The organism is Streptomyces sp. NPDC053367 (assembly GCF_044545925.1).
Taxonomy (GTDB): Bacteria; Actinomycetota; Actinomycetes; order Streptomycetales; family Streptomycetaceae; genus Streptomyces.
The window spans coordinates 373,086-389,316 of sequence record NZ_JBITYN010000005.1 but is presented as its reverse complement, the minus strand read 5'-3'; the positions used below and the strand labels follow the sequence as shown (position 1 = coordinate 389,316).

18 protein-coding genes are annotated in these 16,231 nt (G+C 71.7%); 9 read left to right on the top strand and 9 right to left on the bottom strand.

Annotated elements, in window-relative coordinates:
- Positions 1-123: 123 nt before the first annotated feature.
- Together ACIGXJ_RS17175 and ACIGXJ_RS17170 are read left to right on the top strand one after the other, a co-directional pair.
- The gene (locus ACIGXJ_RS17175; protein ID WP_399645601.1) at positions 124-810 is read left to right on the top strand and encodes a DUF1707 domain-containing protein; all 687 of its coding nucleotides are present in this window, start codon (positions 124-126) and stop codon (positions 808-810) included.
- A gap of 114 nt (positions 811-924) precedes the next feature.
- Positions 925-1,299: a WhiB family transcriptional regulator gene (locus ACIGXJ_RS17170; RefSeq protein WP_399645599.1), complete on the top strand. Its 375-nt coding sequence runs from the start codon at positions 925-927 to the stop codon at positions 1,297-1,299.
- A 131-nt stretch (positions 1,300-1,430) separates the two neighbouring features.
- Here the strand turns inward: ACIGXJ_RS17170 and glpX are convergent, their stop codons facing one another.
- Entirely contained in the window at positions 1,431-2,465 is a 1,035-nt protein-coding gene (gene glpX / locus ACIGXJ_RS17165) for a class II fructose-bisphosphatase (protein WP_399645596.1), read from the bottom strand.
- Positions 2,466-2,594: 129 nt separating this feature from the next.
- Here glpX and ACIGXJ_RS17160 point away from each other — a divergent pair, with 129 nt between their 5' ends.
- Positions 2,595-3,119 carry a DUF4245 domain-containing protein gene (locus ACIGXJ_RS17160; protein WP_399645593.1) on the top strand — a complete coding sequence of 175 codons (525 nt, stop codon included), beginning with the start codon at positions 2,595-2,597 and terminating at the stop codon, positions 3,117-3,119.
- Positions 3,120-3,232: 113 nt separating this feature from the next.
- Here the strand turns inward: ACIGXJ_RS17160 and ACIGXJ_RS17155 are convergent, their stop codons facing one another.
- Both ACIGXJ_RS17155 and xseA read right to left on the bottom strand, forming a co-directional pair.
- A complete protein-coding gene (locus tag ACIGXJ_RS17155; protein WP_399645591.1) occupies positions 3,233-3,472 on the bottom strand; it encodes an exodeoxyribonuclease VII small subunit in 240 nt (79 codons plus the stop codon).
- Between the two features lie 9 nt (positions 3,473-3,481).
- On the bottom strand, positions 3,482-4,690 hold the full coding sequence (gene xseA, locus ACIGXJ_RS17150) for an exodeoxyribonuclease VII large subunit (protein ID WP_399645588.1): 1,209 nt from the start codon (positions 4,688-4,690) through the stop codon (positions 3,482-3,484).
- A 249-nt stretch (positions 4,691-4,939) separates the two neighbouring features.
- Here xseA and ACIGXJ_RS17145 point away from each other — a divergent pair, with 249 nt between their 5' ends.
- Together ACIGXJ_RS17145 and ppgK are read left to right on the top strand one after the other, a co-directional pair.
- Complete coding sequence (locus ACIGXJ_RS17145; protein ID WP_399645585.1) at positions 4,940-5,956, top strand: 4-hydroxy-3-methylbut-2-enyl diphosphate reductase; 1,017 nt, start codon at positions 4,940-4,942, stop codon at positions 5,954-5,956.
- A gap of 29 nt (positions 5,957-5,985) precedes the next feature.
- Complete coding sequence (gene ppgK, locus ACIGXJ_RS17140) at positions 5,986-6,744, top strand: polyphosphate--glucose phosphotransferase (protein ID WP_399645583.1); 759 nt, start codon at positions 5,986-5,988, stop codon at positions 6,742-6,744.
- A gap of 298 nt (positions 6,745-7,042) precedes the next feature.
- On the opposite strand, the gene ACIGXJ_RS17135 is transcribed toward ppgK, so the two are convergent.
- Complete coding sequence (locus ACIGXJ_RS17135; protein ID WP_399645988.1) at positions 7,043-7,396, bottom strand: DUF6542 domain-containing protein; 354 nt, start codon at positions 7,394-7,396, stop codon at positions 7,043-7,045.
- Between the two features lie 726 nt (positions 7,397-8,122).
- Between ACIGXJ_RS17135 and ychF the strand changes: the two genes are divergently transcribed.
- Positions 8,123-9,211 (top strand): redox-regulated ATPase YchF, encoded by a 1,089-nt coding sequence (gene ychF / locus ACIGXJ_RS17130; RefSeq protein ID WP_399645580.1) that lies wholly within the window; start codon positions 8,123-8,125, stop codon positions 9,209-9,211.
- A 108-nt stretch (positions 9,212-9,319) separates the two neighbouring features.
- Here the strand turns inward: ychF and ACIGXJ_RS17125 are convergent, their stop codons facing one another.
- The 5 genes from ACIGXJ_RS17125 to ACIGXJ_RS17105 form a co-directional block, all read right to left on the bottom strand.
- A complete protein-coding gene (locus ACIGXJ_RS17125) occupies positions 9,320-9,856 on the bottom strand; it encodes a hypothetical protein (RefSeq protein WP_399645577.1) in 537 nt (178 codons plus the stop codon).
- A 70-nt stretch (positions 9,857-9,926) separates the two neighbouring features.
- A complete protein-coding gene (locus tag ACIGXJ_RS17120; RefSeq protein ID WP_399645574.1) occupies positions 9,927-10,463 on the bottom strand; it encodes a hypothetical protein in 537 nt (178 codons plus the stop codon).
- Positions 10,464-10,643: 180 nt separating this feature from the next.
- The gene (locus ACIGXJ_RS17115; protein WP_399645571.1) at positions 10,644-10,796 is read right to left on the bottom strand and encodes a hypothetical protein; all 153 of its coding nucleotides are present in this window, start codon (positions 10,794-10,796) and stop codon (positions 10,644-10,646) included.
- A gap of 3 nt (positions 10,797-10,799) precedes the next feature.
- Positions 10,800-11,150, bottom strand: a complete 351-nt coding sequence (locus ACIGXJ_RS17110) for a hypothetical protein (RefSeq protein WP_399646010.1) — start codon at positions 11,148-11,150, stop codon at positions 10,800-10,802.
- Positions 11,151-11,655: 505 nt separating this feature from the next.
- The gene (locus tag ACIGXJ_RS17105) at positions 11,656-12,276 is read right to left on the bottom strand and encodes a TetR/AcrR family transcriptional regulator (protein WP_399645568.1); all 621 of its coding nucleotides are present in this window, start codon (positions 12,274-12,276) and stop codon (positions 11,656-11,658) included.
- A gap of 60 nt (positions 12,277-12,336) precedes the next feature.
- Between ACIGXJ_RS17105 and ACIGXJ_RS17100 the strand changes: the two genes are divergently transcribed.
- From ACIGXJ_RS17100 to ACIGXJ_RS17090, 3 genes are all read left to right on the top strand, one after another.
- Complete coding sequence (locus ACIGXJ_RS17100; protein WP_399645565.1) at positions 12,337-13,107, top strand: SGNH/GDSL hydrolase family protein; 771 nt, start codon at positions 12,337-12,339, stop codon at positions 13,105-13,107.
- Between the two features lie 106 nt (positions 13,108-13,213).
- Positions 13,214-15,040: an acyl-CoA dehydrogenase gene (locus tag ACIGXJ_RS17095; RefSeq protein ID WP_399645563.1), complete on the top strand. Its 1,827-nt coding sequence runs from the start codon at positions 13,214-13,216 to the stop codon at positions 15,038-15,040.
- A gap of 260 nt (positions 15,041-15,300) precedes the next feature.
- Positions 15,301-16,179 (top strand): 4'-phosphopantetheinyl transferase family protein, encoded by an 879-nt coding sequence (locus ACIGXJ_RS17090; RefSeq protein WP_399645560.1) that lies wholly within the window; start codon positions 15,301-15,303, stop codon positions 16,177-16,179.
- The last annotated feature ends 52 nt before the right edge of the window (positions 16,180-16,231 follow it).

Sequence of the window (16,231 nt, the reverse complement as noted above, 5' to 3'; positions counted from 1 at the left end):
TGGCGAGCCTCACCAGCGTAGAACCTGCCACTGACGGCGAGGTTGTGAGGTAAGGCTCAGTCGGCAGCCGCGGGCCCGCCTCGAGGGGTGTCGCGATCTATCGTGTTTCGGTACGCTGCTGCCGTGGACCTTCAGAAGCAGACCGCACCCCCGCCCGCGGCCGAGCTGCGCGCCTCCGACGCCGACCGCGACCGTGTCGCCGACATCCTGCGCGAGGCCCTGGCCGAGGGCCGGCTCACGGCCGACGAGCACGCCGAGCGCGTCGAGGGCGCCCTGGCCGCCCGGACGGTCGGCGAACTGGAGGCCTTCATACGGGACCTGCCCGCGGCGCACGCACCCCGCCCCGCCTCCCCGTACACCGCCCCGAACCGCCCCACCGCCGGCGCCATCCCCGTCGACCCGGACGACAACGTGGTCGCGGTGTTCGCGAGCGCCGTCCGCAAGGGCCGCTGGCGCGCGGGCCGCCGCATCCACGCCTACGCGATCTTCGGCAGCGTCGAGATCGACCTCGCCGAGGCGCTGTTCGAGTACCAGCAGGTCGTGATCAAGGCGTTCTCGGTGTTCGGCAGCGTCGAGGTCCGCGTCCCGGAGAACGTGTCGCTGCGCGGCACCGGCGGCGGCGTCCTCGGCAACTTCGAGGTGGCCCCGCTGGACGCGGCCGACCCGCAGGCGCCGGTGGTCTTCGTCGACGGCTGGGCCGTCCTCGGGAACGTGGAGGCGCGGGCGAAGCGCGGCAAGGTCGTCGCGGACATCCTCGACCGCGTGCACCGCAAGGCCGACCGGAGTCTGCGCAGGCATCCGGGTCATTGACGGGTGTGAACCGCTCGTTTCCGGCGGTTGGGAACTCCCTGCATAGGCGCGCGCACAGCGGGTAGACCTTGCTGCATCGTCTCTCGCTCGCGAAGCCGTCGTCAGGAGTAGACCGTGCTGCAACCGCATTCGTCCCTGCAGGTAGCTGCCGTTCCGGCCCAGCGGGTGCCAGTGCGGGACAGGGACCAAGACGCACCCTGGCACACCGAGGCGGTGTGCCGGCGCGACGAGGCAGGCCTGTTCTTCGCTCCCTCCAAAGAACCCACCGCCGCCCGGCTCTCCCGGGAAGAGGCCGCCAAGCGCGTCTGCGCCCGCTGTCCGGTCATGGTCGAGTGCCGCGAGCACGCCCTCCTCCAGCCCGAGCCGTACGGCGTCTGGGGCGGCCTGACCGCCGCCGAACGCCGCGTGGTCCTGGCCCGGCGCCGCCGCCGCGAACTGGAGCTGCAGAAGGCCGCGCGGGCGGCGACCCGCATACCCCAGGCCGGCTGACGCCGGCGTCGGACATACGAGAAGGGGCGCCCCTCTCCGCACAGAGGGGCGCCCCTTTTTCTCGACAGCACGTTCGGTCCCCGACAGCGGGACCCGCGAGCCGCACCGGCAGCCCTACGGCGCCGAGGCGCTCACTTGGCCCGGTCGAAGTCGATCGCGCTGTAGGCCCGCAGCTTGCTCAGCCGGTGCTCGGAGTCGATCCGCCGCACGGTCCCGGACTTGGACCGCATCACGATCGAGTCGGTCGTCGCCGTCTCCGACCGGTAGCGGACACCGCGCAGCAGCTCGCCGTCGGTGATGCCGGTCGCCACGAAGAACACGTTCTCCCCGGTGACGAGGTCCTCGGTGGTCAGCACACGGTCCAGGTCGTGCCCGGCGTCGATCGCCCGCTGCCGCTCCTCGTCGTCCTTCGGCCACAGCTTGCCCTGGATGGTGCCGCCGAGGCACTTCACCGCACAGGCCGAGATGATGCCCTCCGGCGTACCGCCGATGCCGAGCAGCAGATCCACGCCCGTGCCCTCACGCAGCGCCAGGATCGAGCCGGCCACGTCACCGTCGGAGATCAGCTTGATGCGCGCGCCGGTCTCCCGGATCTCCTTGATGATGCCCTCGTGGCGGGGCCGGTCCAGGATGACGACCGTGACGTCCTCGGGCGTCGCCCGCTTCGCCTTCGCGACCCGGCGGATGTTCACCGACACCGGCGCGTCGATGTCCACGAAGTCCGCGGCCTCGGGGCCGGTGACCAGCTTGTCCATGTAGAACACGGCGGACGGGTCGAACATCGCCCCGCGCTCGGTGGCCGCGAGGACGGCGATCGCGTTGGGCATGCCCTTGGCGGTCAGCGTGGTCCCGTCGATCGGGTCGACGGCGATGTCGACCTCCGGCCCGGTGCCGTCGCCCACGCGCTCCCCGTTGAAGAGCATCGGGGCCTCGTCCTTCTCGCCCTCGCCGATGACGACCACGCCGTTCATCGACACGGTCGACACGAGGGTCCGCATGGCGCGCACCGCGGCACCGTCGGCGCCGTTCTTGTCGCCACGCCCCACCCAGCGGCCCGCGGCCATCGCGGCGGCTTCGGTCACCCGGACGAGTTCCAGGGCGAGGTTGCGGTCGGGGGCCTCGGAGGGGACGTCCAGCTCGGACGGCAAGTGATGATGCTCGGTCATCGGAGCGCACCTTTCTGATACGACGACGGCCGGATGAGGGTTGTGCCTGACGACTCTATCGTCAGACCGACAAACTGAGCAGGGGGGCCCACGGATGAGCGGAGGGGGGCACCTGCGACCATAGGGGACGTGGCAGGCACGTACGGCAAGCAGAAGTCGGCCCGGGACATGATTCTGTCCCTGGGCCTCATCGTCCTCGCGGCGTTGGTCGTCTACGTCTTCATCCCGCACGACGACCGCGAACCCGACGTCAGGCGCGTCGACTACCGGGTGGAGCTGCTGACCGCGCGCCGCGCCGCCTCGTACCCGGTGGCGGCCCCCGTGGGCCTGCCGGACACCTGGAAGGCCACGTCGGTGCGCTTCCGCGGCGACAAGTCCGACGCGTGGCACCTGGGCTTCCACGACCCCGACGGCGAGTACGTGGCCGTCGAGCAGTCCACCGAGCGGCAGGCCGTCTTCGTCGACCAGGCCACCCAGGGCGCCGAGGAGACACGGACCACCGAGAAGATCGGCGGCCGCACCTGGACCCGCTGGACCGGAGGCCGCTACGACGCCCTGGTCCTCAAGGGCGAGGACGGCGAGACCACGATGGTCACCGGCACCGCCTCCTTCGCCCGTCTGACCGAGATGGCACGGGCGCTGAAGCAGGGCTGAGCGGCACCATCCGCGCCGGGTGCGCCCCGTCTCGCGCGGATGCCGACTTTCGGACCTCGCCCGTACGCGACGAAGCCCCGGCACGCGGCCGGGGCTCCTCCCGCGCCTGCCGCCTACGCGTCGCTCTCGGCGGGGTCCTGCCCGGACGCCTCCTCCGCCGCCAGCGCCGCGTCCAGCCGTGCCCGCGCGCCCTCCAGCCAGCGCCGGCACACCTTGGCCAGCTCCTCGCCGCGCTCCCACAGCGCGAGCGACTCCTCGAGCGTCGTACCGCCGGCCTCCAGCCGTCGGACGACCTCGATCAGCTCGTCGCGCGCCTGCTCGTAGCCGAGCGCCTCTTCCACCTTGCTGGTCATCCGCCCACCCTATGCATCCACTCGTACGGAGAACTCGCCCTCGGCGACCCGTGCCCGCAGCGTCTCGTCGGCCGACACCTCGCCCGGGTCGCGCACCACGTGCCCGTCGGCCCGCTGGAGCACCGCGTACCCGCGCTGGAGGGTCGCCGCCGGGGAGAGGGCGACCACGCGCGCGTGCGTGTGCGTCAGCTCGGAGTCGGCGCGGTCCAGGAGATGGCCGAGGCAGCGCCGGGACCGCTCCACCAGGGAGGCCAGCTGGTCGGCGCGCTCGTCGACCATGCGGTGCGGGTCCTCCATCGCCGGCCGGGCCAGCGCATTGGCGAGCCCGCGCTCCTCGCGCCCGAGGTAGCCGTCCATGCAGCGCCGCGCCCGGTCGCGCAGCTGCCGCACCCGCTCCAGCTCCTCGCCGACGTCCGGGACGACCTTCTTGGCCGCGTCGGTGGGCGTGGAGGCCCGCAGGTCGGCGACGTAGTCGAGCAGCGGGGTGTCCGGCTCGTGGCCGATCGCGGACACCACCGGCGTACGGCAGGCGGCGACGGCCCGCACGAGCTGCTCGTCGGAGAACGGCAGCAGGTCCTCCACGCTGCCGCCCCCGCGCGCGACGATGATCACGTCGACCTCGTCGAGCGCGTCCAGCTCCTTGACCGCCTGCACGACCTGCGGCACCGCGTGCACGCCCTGCACGGGGACGTTGCGCACCTCGAAGCGGACGGCCGGCCAGCGGTGCCGGGCGTTCTCCAGCACGTCCCGCTCGGCGGCCGAGGCGCGCCCGCAGACGAGGCCGATCAGCTGCGGCAGGAACGGCAGCGGCTTCTTGCGCTCCGGCGCGAACAGTCCCTCGCCCGCGAGGGTCTTCTTCAGCTGTTCCAGCCGGGCCAGCAGCTCCCCGACGCCCACGGGCCGTATCTCGGCGGCCCGCAGCGACAGCTGGCCCCGCGGCGCGTACCACTCCGGCTTGGCGAGCACCACGACCCGCGCGCCCTCGCCGACCACGTCGGCCACCGCGTCGAACACCTGCCGGTAGCAGGTCACGCTCACCGAGATGTCGTACGACGGATCGCGCAGCGTCAGGAACACCACGCCGGCCCCGGGCCGCCGCGACAACTGCGTGATCTGGCCCTCGACCCACACGGCCCCCAGCCGGTCGATCCACCCGCCGATCAGCCGCGACACCTCACCGACGGGCAACGGGGACTCGGGGGTCGTGTTCACAGCCATGCCGCCGAGCGTAACGGCCGCCACCGACAATCCGGCCCGGTGCGCGGGTGCGCCAGGCCAGGTGCCGACGAGCACCGGCGCCCGGGACCCGCCGTGGCCGGTGGTGCTCGTCCGCCGCGGGCGCCTGTGTTCGGGCCGGGACACCAGTGCCTCCGCCCCTCCCGCCGGACCGCCTCCCTTCCGGTTCCGCCTGCGCCCCGCCGGGCGCGCGATCTTCGGGCGGCCGGACACGGCCTTACGATGGGACGCATGACTTCTTCGCCTGGCCGCCGTGTCCTGCTCGCCGCCCCCCGCGGCTACTGCGCGGGTGTGGACCGCGCAGTGATCGCCGTCGAGAAAGCCCTCGAGCAGTACGGCGCCCCGGTGTACGTCCGGCACGAGATCGTCCACAACAAGTACGTCGTGCAGACCCTGGAGAAGAAGGGCGCGATCTTCGTCGAGCAGACGGAGGAGGTGCCGCCGGGCAACATCGTCATGTTCTCCGCGCACGGCGTCGCCCCCGTCGTCCACGAGGAGGCCGCGCGCGGCAGGCTCGCCACCATCGACGCCACCTGCCCGCTGGTCACCAAGGTCCACAAGGAAGCCGTCCGCTTCGCGGACGAGGACTACGACATCCTCCTGATCGGCCACGAGGGCCACGAGGAGGTCATCGGCACCTCCGGCGAGGCCCCCGACCACATCCAGCTCGTCGACGGCCCCGAGGACGTGGCGAAGGTCGAGGTCCGCGACGAGTCGAAGGTCGTGTGGCTGTCCCAGACCACCCTGAGCGTGGACGAGACGATGGAGACCGTCGACGCGCTGAAGGCGAAGTTCCCGCAGCTGATCTCCCCGCCGAGCGACGACATCTGCTACGCCACGCAGAACCGCCAGCTCGCCGTGAAGCAGATGGGCGCCGAGGCCGACCTCGTCATCGTCGTCGGCTCGCGCAACTCCTCCAACTCCAAGCGTCTGGTGGAGGTCGCCAAGCTGGCCGGCGCCCGCGCAGCCCACCTGGTGGACTTCGCTGGCGAGATCGACGAGGCCTGGCTGGAGGGCGTCTCCACGGTGGGCGTCACCTCGGGCGCCTCCGTGCCGGAGGTGCTGGTCGAGGAGGTCCTGGCCTGGCTCGCCGAGCGCGGCTACGAGGACGTCGAGCTGGTCAAGGCCGCCGAGGAGTCCATCACCTTCTCCCTGCCCAAGGAGCTGCGCCGTGACCTGCGCGCCGAGGCGGCGGCCCTGGTGGCCCAGCGCGGCGGCAGCGGGCCGGTCGAGTCCGCAGGGGCGTGACTGTCGGTCCTCCGTCGTAACGTAGGGCCATGCAGATCTTCGGCGTGGACATCGGCGGATCCGGGATCAAGGGCGCTCCTGTGGACCTGGACAGGGGCGACCTGACCCAGGAGCGTTTCAAGGTGCTGACACCGCATCCGGCGACGCCGGACGCGGTGGCCGACGGCGTGCGGGAGGTCGTCGGGCACTACGGCTGGACGGGTCCGGTCGGCATCACCTTCCCCGGCGTCGTGACGGGCGGCTCCACGATCCGCACCGCGGCCAATGTCGACAAGGGCTGGATCGACACCGACGCGCGCGCCCTGCTGAGCGAGCGCCTGGGCGGCCTGCCCGTCACGGTCGTCAACGACGCCGACGCGGCGGGCGTCGCCGAGATGCGCTTCGGCGCCGGCCGTGACCGCAGAGGCACGGTCATCCTCCTCACCTTCGGCACCGGCATCGGCAGCGCCCTCTTCGTCGACGGCGTCCTCGTCCCCAACTCCGAGCTCGGCCATCTGGAACTGGGCGGCCATGACGCGGAGAAGCGTGCCTCCAGCAAGGCCAAGGAGGACGCCGACCTCACCTGGGAGCACTGGGCCCGCCGCGTCCGCAAGTACCTCGCCCACGTCGAGATGCTCTTCTCCCCGGAGCTCTTCATCATCGGCGGCGGCGTCAGCCGCAAGTCCGACAAGTTCCTCCACCTCCTCGGCGGCATCAAGGCGGAGATCGTCCCGGCCCAGCTGCAGAACAACGCGGGCATCGTGGGAGCGGCGATGCGCGCGGCGGAGGAGGGAGCCCGGGCTCGCTGAGCGGCTGGGGCGGGGAGGGCCGCTCCACGCGACAGCTTCGCCGGAACCGTCGCGCGGCCGACCGGGTCCCGGCCGCTGTGGCGTCGGCCGGGACAAGGACACGGCCGCCGGTGGCGTCGGCCGGGACAGGACGCGGTGGCGGTCCGTGCCCGGGACGCGGACGCGGTGGCGGTCCGTGGCCGTGGCCTTGGCCGTGGCCGTGGCCGTGACAAGGGTGCGGTGGTGGTCCATCGGAGGGGGCGCGGTCCGGTGACGGACGGGAGCCCGCCGCCGGCGTCCCCGTGCCGCCCCGCCCCGCCTAGGAACCGGCGGGCGGGTGGGGCCTGACTCCCGGAGGGGTCGGGCGGGGGACTGCGGGGCGGAATCTCCTGACGGTCACGATCACGCCGGTGATCAGCGTGCCGCCGTACAGCCAGCCGGCCTGGGTGGCCAGTGCGGTGAACAGGGCCATCAGCCGGCCGCCCAGTCCCTCCCCGCCGGCGATGGGCAGCAGCCCGACGACAAAGGCGATGGGCACGACGACCGGCCCGGTCATCAGGTCCCCGCGCCGTACCCACAGCGCGGTCAGGGCGCTGACCGGCAGGAACAGCACGCCCAGCACCGTCAGGGAGGAGCCGAAGAGCAGCCGGTCCAGCGCGCCCAGTGCGAGCATCACGGCCGTGGAGAAGAGTCCGCCGCCGAGCCCGGTGAGCCGGGGGTCGGGCAGGCGCCGTGGTGCGCGCGCGAGTGGGGGAGCGGTCCGGCGCGGACCCGCGGGGCGGGGCCGGGCGGCAGCGGAGGGGCGGGCCGAGTCGGCCGGGGGGCCGGAGCCACGGCGGGGCGGACGGGAGCGGGAACCGTCGGATGCCGGACCGGCCGCGGCGCCCCGCTGAACCTCGGGCTGCGGTGGACGCGAGCCCCGCTGGACGTCGGGCTGCGATGGACGCGAGCCCCGCTGGACGTCGGGCTGCGGTGGACGCGGACCGCCCCGGTCGGGCCATGAGCCGCCCTGGTCCGGGCCTGGGCCCCCCTGGCCGCGGGGCCCCGGGGCGGCAGGCCGGGCCTGGCGGGGGGACGGTGGGGCGGACCGGGGCGGGCGGGCACCCGGGTCGGCGGAGCCGGCCTGCGGCGGCAGCGGGGGCGTGCCGCGGCGCGGTCCGGGCCGGTCGGGGCGAGTCCTGTGTTGCTCCACTGGACCAACTTAGGTCGGTTTATGTGTCGAATGACCCATCAGACACGCCGGGGCAGTGAGCTTGGCCAAGCGTTCGACGGACCGCCCGGACCCGCACCGGGCACCCCGTAAACTGGGGGATCGGCCAGCCTGTCCTCTGGCCCTGGCCCGAAGGCCCCCAGGCCTCGAAGGTCCCCTGGCCCCTCTCACGTAACGGGAAGTCGCAACGTGTCGCTCACGATCGGAATCGTCGGTCTGCCGAATGTCGGCAAGTCGACCCTGTTCAACGCCCTGACCAAGAACGACGTGCTGGCGGCCAACTACCCGTTCGCCACGATCGAGCCGAACGTCGGCGTGGTCGGCGTCCCCGACGCCCGCCTGACGAAGCTGGCGGAGATCTTCTCCTCCGAGCGCGTCCTCCCGGCGACGGTCGACTTCGTCGACATCGCGGGCATCGTGCGCGGCGCGTCCGAGGGCGAGGGCCTGGGCAACAAGTTCCTGGCGAACATCCGCGAGTCCGACGCGATCTGCCAGGTCATCCGCGCCTTCAAGGACGAGAACGTCGTGCACGTCGACGGCAAGGTCTCGCCCAAGGACGACATCGAGACGATCAACACCGAGCTGATCCTGGCCGACCTCCAGACGATCGAGAAGGTCCTGCCGCGCCTGCAGAAGGAGTCGCGGATCAAGAAGGACATCGCCCCGAAGGTCAAGGCCGTCGAGGAGGCGAAGGAGATCCTGGAGAAGGGCGACACCCTCTTCTCCCAGGGCATCCTCCAGGGCACCGAGCGCGCCGAGCTCCTGCACGACCTGCACCTGCTGACGACGAAGCCCTTCCTCTACGTCTTCAACGTCGACGAGGACGAGCTGACGGACGACGCCTTCAAGGACGAGCAGCGCGCCCTGGTCGCCCCGGCCGAGGCGATCTTCCTCAACGCCAAGCTGGAGGCCGACCTCGCCGAGCTGGACGAGGAGGAGGCCATGGAGCTCCTGGAGTCCGTCGGCCAGCACGAGCCCGGCCTCGCCACCCTCGCCCGCGTCGGCTTCGACACCCTGGGCCTGCAGACCTACCTGACGGCCGGCCCCAAGGAATCCCGCGCCTGGACCATCAAGAAGGGCGCCACCGCCCCCGAGGCCGCCGGTGTCATCCACACCGACTTCCAGAAGGGCTTCATCAAGGCCGAGGTCATCTCCTTCACCGACCTCGTCGAAACCGGCTCGGTCGCCGAGGCCCGCGCCAAGGGCAAGGCGCGCATGGAGGGCAAGGACTACGTCATGCAGGACGGGGACGTGGTGGAGTTCCGCTTCAACGTCTAATACGTTCGGCGAAAGGCCGTCTGACCTGCGACGGGGCGGGTTGGGCGGCCTTTGCGGTCCGCACAGAGTCCGCAGCGTGCTGACTTCGGTCAGCGCGCTGAGGAGCGGCTACGCCGCTTCGTCGACCGGTGGCTGGGCATCGGCGGACTGGTCCGCGTACGCCTTGTCGACGGCGGCCCGGGTCCGCTCCTCGGAGTCGGGCCACAGGTGGGTGTAGATGTTCAGCGTCATGGAGGCAAGCCCGAGGGCGTGCAGAAGGCGGTCGCGCTCGGCGTCGAAGTCCGGGTGGTCGGCCCGAAGGTCCGAGCCGAGCTCGCTGATCGCGAAGCCCTTCGCCAGATCGCGCCAGAAGGGCAGCACCACGATGAGTGTGATGGCCTCGACGAGGTCGGCGCCGATCAATGTGGCCTGGTCCTCTGAGTCGGCGTACAGGACGGGCCTCTCCTCGGCCCCAGCCTCCCCGCACAGGTAGTACGTGCCGCCAGCGCTGCAACCGGCTATTGGGTGCAGGGGGATCCTGGTAGGAAGGGCAAGTTCCTCGATGCAATCCCGGCGCTCGACGTCGAAATCGCCAGGCCAGGCGAGCGCGGTGGCAAAGGAAGACTCCTGCTCGATCCGGCGGAGTAGATCGTCTGATGCGGTCATGGGACGGAACGTAAGGGCCTGCGCTGGCACTGCACAAGAATGGAGGTCGCGGCGACCTGCACCTGAGCGCTCAGGCTGCTGCTTCGCCCGGGTCCTCGTCCTCCGGGGAATCATCCGCACCCGGGGCCTCGCCTTCCGGGGAATCGTCCGCATCGGACTTTGGAGAGACCCAGGTGGTGCCGGGGGGCAAATCTTCCCCTGTCTCCTCCTTGTACTGCGCCTTCTTCTCCTCGCTGGCGTTCCAGCCGGGGTGGAGATTCCGCAGGTGGTTCTTGGCGGAGTCGCGAGGACTGCTCGTCCTGTCGGAGGCGGAGGGCTGCTCCTGGTCAGCGACACCCTCGACTTCCGCGGCACCCTCAGCATCCTCAACCTCCTCGGCGCTTGCGGAACCCTCGGCATAGCTGGGGAACTCGTCTGCGTCCTCATCCATGCTGCGCGGCGCGAGGACCACAACAGCGACCATGCCCGCAGCCACGCCCGCGACTTTGACGAAGCGGATCGTCCTCGGGTGCTTCTCGGCCCAGCCCCTGCCCTTCTCGACCCAGTCCTTGGCCTTCTCGCGGAGGGAAGTGTGCTCGCCGTCATCGGGGGGCATGGAGTCAGTCACGGGCACAGATCTACCGGACCCATCCGTCGCCTGTCAGGCAATCGCCTGACATCGCCCGATGCGTTACGGCGGCGCTCGCCAGACTGAAGTACGTCTTCGCGTCTTCACGAAGGGGCGGCCTCCGTGCTGGTGGTGCCGGGCACGATGACCCTCATCGAGCTCGGCCGCTTCAGACGCGGTTTACAGCTCCAGGGCGGAGGCGATCGTGGCGGCGCAGAGAGAACCGCGCCCGCCGTTCAATACGAGGTAGCGCGGGAGGCCCGCGTACATCCTCGTCACGTAGCTCTCGACCACATGGCCGTAGCCGATCCCCTGGGGGTGCTGGGACGGCATCGGTCACCTTTCCGGGTACAGGTCGGTACGGTCGATCCAGGTGGGGGCGACGAAGATGTTGTCGCCGGCGGGGGCTTCGGAGGCTTCCAGTAGGGACCAGGTGCGGGATTCTTCGACCAGGTGCTCCCAGGGCGCGGTCCAGTCGAGTTCCCAGTCCAGGTCGGGGCCGGAGACGCCGTACGTGCGGCCGGCGTCCACCCGCCAGAACTGGGAGTAGAGGATCACTTGGGCGTGGTCGGCCAGGTCATTGATGATCTCGGCGAAGTGGGCCGAGGGCCAGCCCGGGACGTCGTCCTCAGCGGTGGCTCGTAGGCGCGCGGTGAGCGGTCGGCCATCGGAACTGGACCCCGTCATCCTCCCAGAAGCGGATGGGGCAGATCTCGTCCGAGCCGGGCATCGCGTCCAGCAGGCGGTGCCCGCAGCACGGGCAGGGGTAGGAGTCGCTCACCTGCGCAGTTTCGTTGCAGGTCCCGCCCGTGTGCCATGGATTTCTCTGCCTCGGGACCCCCGGCCAGTCCGCAGACAGTCCGCAGGACACCCGTAAACGGCCGTCGGGAGCCAACGCGCGCCAACCGGGAAACCCCAGGTCAGAGCCCTGGGTGGGGCTCCGCCGCAGGTCAGGATCTGGCCTCAGACATCCGCTTCAACGTCTGACCGACGTTCGTCACAGCGGCTCACGCCGACGTTCTGCGTCCAGCGTGGGCGTCAGGGGTCGGGCCTCTTTCGGTGGTCCGGCCCCTTCGTCATGTCCTTCGTCGTGTTCCGGGAGCCGGTTTGCGCCGGTCCGGGGGTGCGTGCAGGCGCAAGGGGCGGTGACCGTGCGGGCGCAAGGGTCGGTGACCGGGGCCCTCGGGCCCGCTCAGCCTGCCGTGGCCACCGAGCGTTCCGCGGCCTGGGGCCGGTCGCCCGCTGCGACGGCGAAGTCCCTGAGGAGTCCGCGCAGGGTCTCGTCCGCGCTGTGCCGGCCCACGAAGTAGCCCGCCGCCTCCAGCTGGGCGAGCCCGTGCATCTGGCACCACAGCTGCCAGGCCAGCAGCGAGGAGTTGCCCTCGCGGAACCGGCCGGCCGTCATGCAGCGCTTGATCGCGGCGTGCGGAATCCGCAGGACGTGCAGGCCCATGACCCGGTCGTCCTCGGTGAACTCGAAGCCGGCGAGGCGTGACCCGCCCAGCATCACCGCGTACACGTCGGGCTCGGCGCGGGCGAACTCCTGGTAGGTGGTGCACAGCCGCACGAGCCCGGCCACCGGGTCGTCGCCCTCGGCGGCCTCCGCCACCATCAGGCGTTCCCGGAACCGCTCGAAGCCCTCCCGCATCGCCTCCCGCACCAGCGCCGGCATGGAGCCGAAGTGGGTGTAGACCGCCATGGTGGAGGCCCCGGCCGCCTGGACCACGCGGCGCACGGTGAGTGCGGCGGGACCCTCTTCGGCCAGGATCCGGGCGGCCTCGTCGAGGAGTTTGCGACGGATCTCGGTTGACACACAGAGAGCATAACGCTGTTATTGGGGGGACGGCCATAACAGCGTTATGGGGGAGTGGACATGCTGACCGCGATGCTCAAGGACCGGGTGCGGGCGCAACGGCCCAGACTGCCCGACGCCGCCGGCGACACCGGCGAGACCACCGGCGACGGGCCGCCCCTGCGGCTGTTGCTGCTCGGGGACTCCACCGCCGCCGGCGTGGGCGCCGAGCAGCACCAGGACGCCCTGGCCGGCCAGGTCGCCGTCGCGCTGACCGCGCTGACCGGCCGGAGTGTCAGCTGGCGGGTGGCCGCCAGGTCGGGGGCGACCGTGCGCGACATGAGGGGTGTGCTGCTGGGACAGCTGACGGACCCGACCCGGCGCTGGCAGCCGGACCTGATCCTGCTGTCGGCGGGCACCAACGACGCCATGCGCCTGCGGCGGCCCGGCGTCTTCCGGCAGGACGTCGAGCGACTGATCGGCGACATCCGGCTGCGCCTCGGCCACGACGTGCCGATCGCCCTCGCCGGACTGCCCGACCTGGACGTCCACGAGGGCCTGCCGACCCACGTCCGCCGGCCTCTCAGCTCGTACGCGAGGCTCCTGGACCGGCAGTTCAGGGTGCTCGCCGCGCGTGGCGAGGTGCTGTTCTACATCCCCGCCGGCGGACCGCCCCGCTTCGCGGGGGGCTGGCTGGCCGCCGACCGCTTCCACCCGTCGGTGCCCGGGTACCGAGGGTGGGCGCGCAACCTCGCCGCCGGGATCGCGACCCTGATGGAGACCGGTGTGTGCTCCCGGCTCGACCTGCCGTGCGCCGTCGGACCGGACGAGGCGGCGCGCGTCGGCCGCTGACCGGTCCGGTCCCGCCGGACCACCTCGCGAGAAGACGAGATGAGCAGTCACCGCGAAACACCGGCCGAGCCGGTCACGGCTGTCCACAGAGACGGAGCTCCCACCCATGAGCCACTACAGATCGAACCTCCGTGACCTCGAGTTCAACCTCTTCGAGGTCCTGGGCCGCGATTCCGTGTACGGGACCGGTCCTTTCACCGACCTCGACAGGCCGGCGGCGAGGGACATCCTGGCCGAGATCAACCGGCTCGCCACCGACGACCTCGCCGACTCGGCGACGGAAGCCGACCGGAACCCCCCGGTCTTCGACCCCGTGTCCGGAACCGCGCCGCTTCCCCCGGCGTTCAGGAAGGCGTACGACACCTTCATGGACGCCGAGTGGTGGCGCCTGGGCCTGCCTCCGGAGCTGGGTGGAACCGCCGCCCCGCCTTCTCTGTACTGGTCCTTCGCGGAACTGGTCCTGGGCGCCAACCCGGCGCTCTGGCTCTATGCCGCGGGCCCGAGTTTCGCTCGGGTGGTCCACGAGCTGGGCACCGAGGAGCAGCGCGCCGTCGCCCGGCTGATGGTGGACAAGCGGTGGGGCGCGACCATGGTGCTCACCGAGCCGGACGCGGGGTCCGACGTCGGCGCGGGCCGCACGAAGGCGGTGCGGGAGGCGGACGGCTCCTGGCGCATCGAGGGCGTGAAGCGGTTCATCACCAACGGCGAGCACGATCTGACCGAGAACATCGTGCACTTCGTGCTCGCCCGCCCCGAGGGCGCGGGACCCGGCACCAAGGGCCTGTCCCTGTTCCTCGTACCGAAGTACGAATTCGACTGGACCTCCGGAGAGTTGGGCCGGCGCAACGGCGTCCATGTCACCGGGGTCGAGCACAAGATGGGCCTCAAGGCGTCCAACACCTGCGAGATGACCTTCGGCGACCGGGGCGTGGCCAAGGGCTGGCTCCTCGGGGAGACGCACGACGGCATCCGGCAGATGTTCAGGATCATCGAATTCGCCCGGATGATGGTCGGCACGAAGGCGATCTCGACGCTGTCGACCGGGTACCTGAACGCCCTGGAGTACGCCAAGGAGCGAGTCCAGGGCGCGGACCTGACCCGGGCCGCCGACAGGACGGCCCCCCGTGTCACCATCACCCACCACCCCGATGTCCGGCGCTCGCTGATGACGCAGAAGGCGTACGCCGAAGGGCTGCGGACGCTGGTCCTCTACACGGCGTGCGTGCAGGACGACATCGCGCTCAAGGAACACGCGGGCACCGACGCCTCCGCCGCTCGCGCGCTGAACGACCTCCTCCTGCCGGTCGTGAAGGGCTACGGCTCGGAGCGGGCCTACGAGCAGCTCAACCAGTCGCTCCAGATCCTCGGCGGCTCCGGTTACCTGCAGGACTTTCCGATCGAGCAGTACCTCCGGGACGCCCGGATCGACACCCTCTACGAGGGCACCACCGCCATCCAGGGGCAGGACTTCTTCTTCCGGAAGGTCGTCCGCGACCAGGGGCAGGCGCTCACCGTCCTCGCCGGGGAGATCAGGGGGTTCCTCGCGGGCGCCGACGGCGGCGGGCAACTCGCCGAGGCGCGCGACGCGTTGGCGGACGCCCTTGCCGAACTCGAGGCGATGGCCGCGGCGATGATGCGGCAACTGGCCGACTCCGTGCAGGACGCCACCTCCCTGTACAAGGTGGGCCAGAACACCACCCGGTTCCTCATGGCGAGCGGAGACGTCATCGTGGCCTATCTGCTCCTGCGGGCGGCAGCCGTGGCGGTGGGCAGACTGCCCGACGCGCGGGGCGAGGCCAGGGAGTTCTACACCGGGAAGGTGGCTGCCGCGACGTTCTTCGCCGCGGAGGTGCTCCCGGGCGTGGCCGTCCGGCGCAGACAGGCGGAGAGGACGGACAACGCCCTCATGCGGCTGCCGGAGGGCTCCTTCTGAAGGCCGGCCCACGCCGGTCCGGGGCGCTCAAGCCGTCCGTGCCGGTCCGTGCATGCCGGCCCAGGACGGTCCAGGACGGTCCGGGACGGTCCAGGGTCGGCCATGACGGACCACCACGTCCCGCCCGCCCGGCCGGACATCGGCCCCGGGCCGCGTACGACGGCGTTGTGGCAGCAAGTGGAAACGGCCTGCCCGGCCACCGGCAGGTCCGGCTAGGTTGGCCGAGCCCACCACGACATCGGGAGAGACGGAGGCCGGGGATGCCGAGCGGCACGAACACAGGGGCGGCCGCCGCCGTGGCGGTGGTGGCCGGCACGGACGAGGTGCTCGCCCACCCCGAGGCGGACGAGCGGCTGCTCGAACCGGCGGAGCGGGTGCGGGCCGCGCGGTTCCGGCACGAGTCCGCACGCCGTGACTTCGTGGCCGCCCATCTGCTGGCCCGGATCTGCGCCGGGCTGCTGCTCGACGTGGGCCCGGCCGCGGTGGCCCTCGCCCAGCACTGCGACGACTGCGCCGAGGACGGCCACGGCAAGCCGTACCTGCCGGACCACCCCACCGCTCAGGTCAGCATGGCGCACACCCCCGGCGTCGTGGCGGCCGCGGCCGGGGCGGCGACGGTGGGCATCGACGTGGAGCTCACGGCCCGGCGGCCCGCCACCCCGGCGCTCCTCGAACGGGCCCTGAGCGGGAACGAGCTGCGGTTGCTCGGACGGCACGGCGATCCGCAGGCCACGTTCCTGAGGCAGTGGGTGCGCAAGGAGGCCCTGGTGAAGGCCGGCCGCGCGGACCTGGGCGCACTGTACGAACTCGACCTCTCCGGGATGCGCCTGGGGCCGCGCAGGCACTTCGGCGGCGACGCCGCGTGGGTGCAGGACGGGCGGTTCGAGCAGTTCCACGTGCTCGACCTGGCCGACGAGCGGCGCGGTGTGCTGGCCAGCGTGGTCAGCGGCACTCCGGTCCGCCTGACCGCGCTGTCCGTGACGGCGGAGACCGGTGCCGTTCCGCCGTCGTCCGCCGAGCCGTCGTCCGCCGAGCTGTCCTCCTTCGAGCCGACCTCCTTCGAGCCGTCGTCCGCCAAGCCGTCGTCCGCCGAGCCGCCGTCCGCCGAGCCGACCTCCTTCGAGCCGTCGTCCGCCTAGCTGTCCTGCGCCGCGCCCGCCTCGTCCGGCCGGCCCCGTACCGGCCCCGCGG

Coding starts and splice junctions, on each gene's coding strand:
- ppgK (WP_399645583.1), top strand. CDS start 5,986: ATGCAGATCTTCGGCGTGGACATCGGCGGATCCGGGATCAAGGGCGCT.
- ACIGXJ_RS17115 (WP_399645571.1), bottom strand. CDS start 10,796: ATGCCGTCCCAGCACCCCCAGGGGATCGGCTACGGCCATGTGGTCGAG.
- ACIGXJ_RS17135 (WP_399645988.1), bottom strand. CDS start 7,396: ATGCTCGCACTGGGCGCGCTGGACCGGCTGCTCTTCGGCTCCTCCCTG.
- ACIGXJ_RS17125 (WP_399645577.1), bottom strand. CDS start 9,856: ATGACCGCATCAGACGATCTACTCCGCCGGATCGAGCAGGAGTCTTCC.
- ACIGXJ_RS17090 (WP_399645560.1), top strand. CDS start 15,301: ATGCCGAGCGGCACGAACACAGGGGCGGCCGCCGCCGTGGCGGTGGTG.
- ACIGXJ_RS17155 (WP_399645591.1), bottom strand. CDS start 3,472: ATGACCAGCAAGGTGGAAGAGGCGCTCGGCTACGAGCAGGCGCGCGAC.
- glpX (WP_399645596.1), bottom strand. CDS start 2,465: ATGACCGAGCATCATCACTTGCCGTCCGAGCTGGACGTCCCCTCCGAG.
- ACIGXJ_RS17095 (WP_399645563.1), top strand. CDS start 13,214: ATGAGCCACTACAGATCGAACCTCCGTGACCTCGAGTTCAACCTCTTC.
- ACIGXJ_RS17145 (WP_399645585.1), top strand. CDS start 4,940: ATGACTTCTTCGCCTGGCCGCCGTGTCCTGCTCGCCGCCCCCCGCGGC.
- xseA (WP_399645588.1), bottom strand. CDS start 4,690: ATGGCTGTGAACACGACCCCCGAGTCCCCGTTGCCCGTCGGTGAGGTG.
- ACIGXJ_RS17100 (WP_399645565.1), top strand. CDS start 12,337: ATGCTGACCGCGATGCTCAAGGACCGGGTGCGGGCGCAACGGCCCAGA.
- ACIGXJ_RS17110 (WP_399646010.1), bottom strand. CDS start 11,150: ATGACGGGGTCCAGTTCCGATGGCCGACCGCTCACCGCGCGCCTACGA.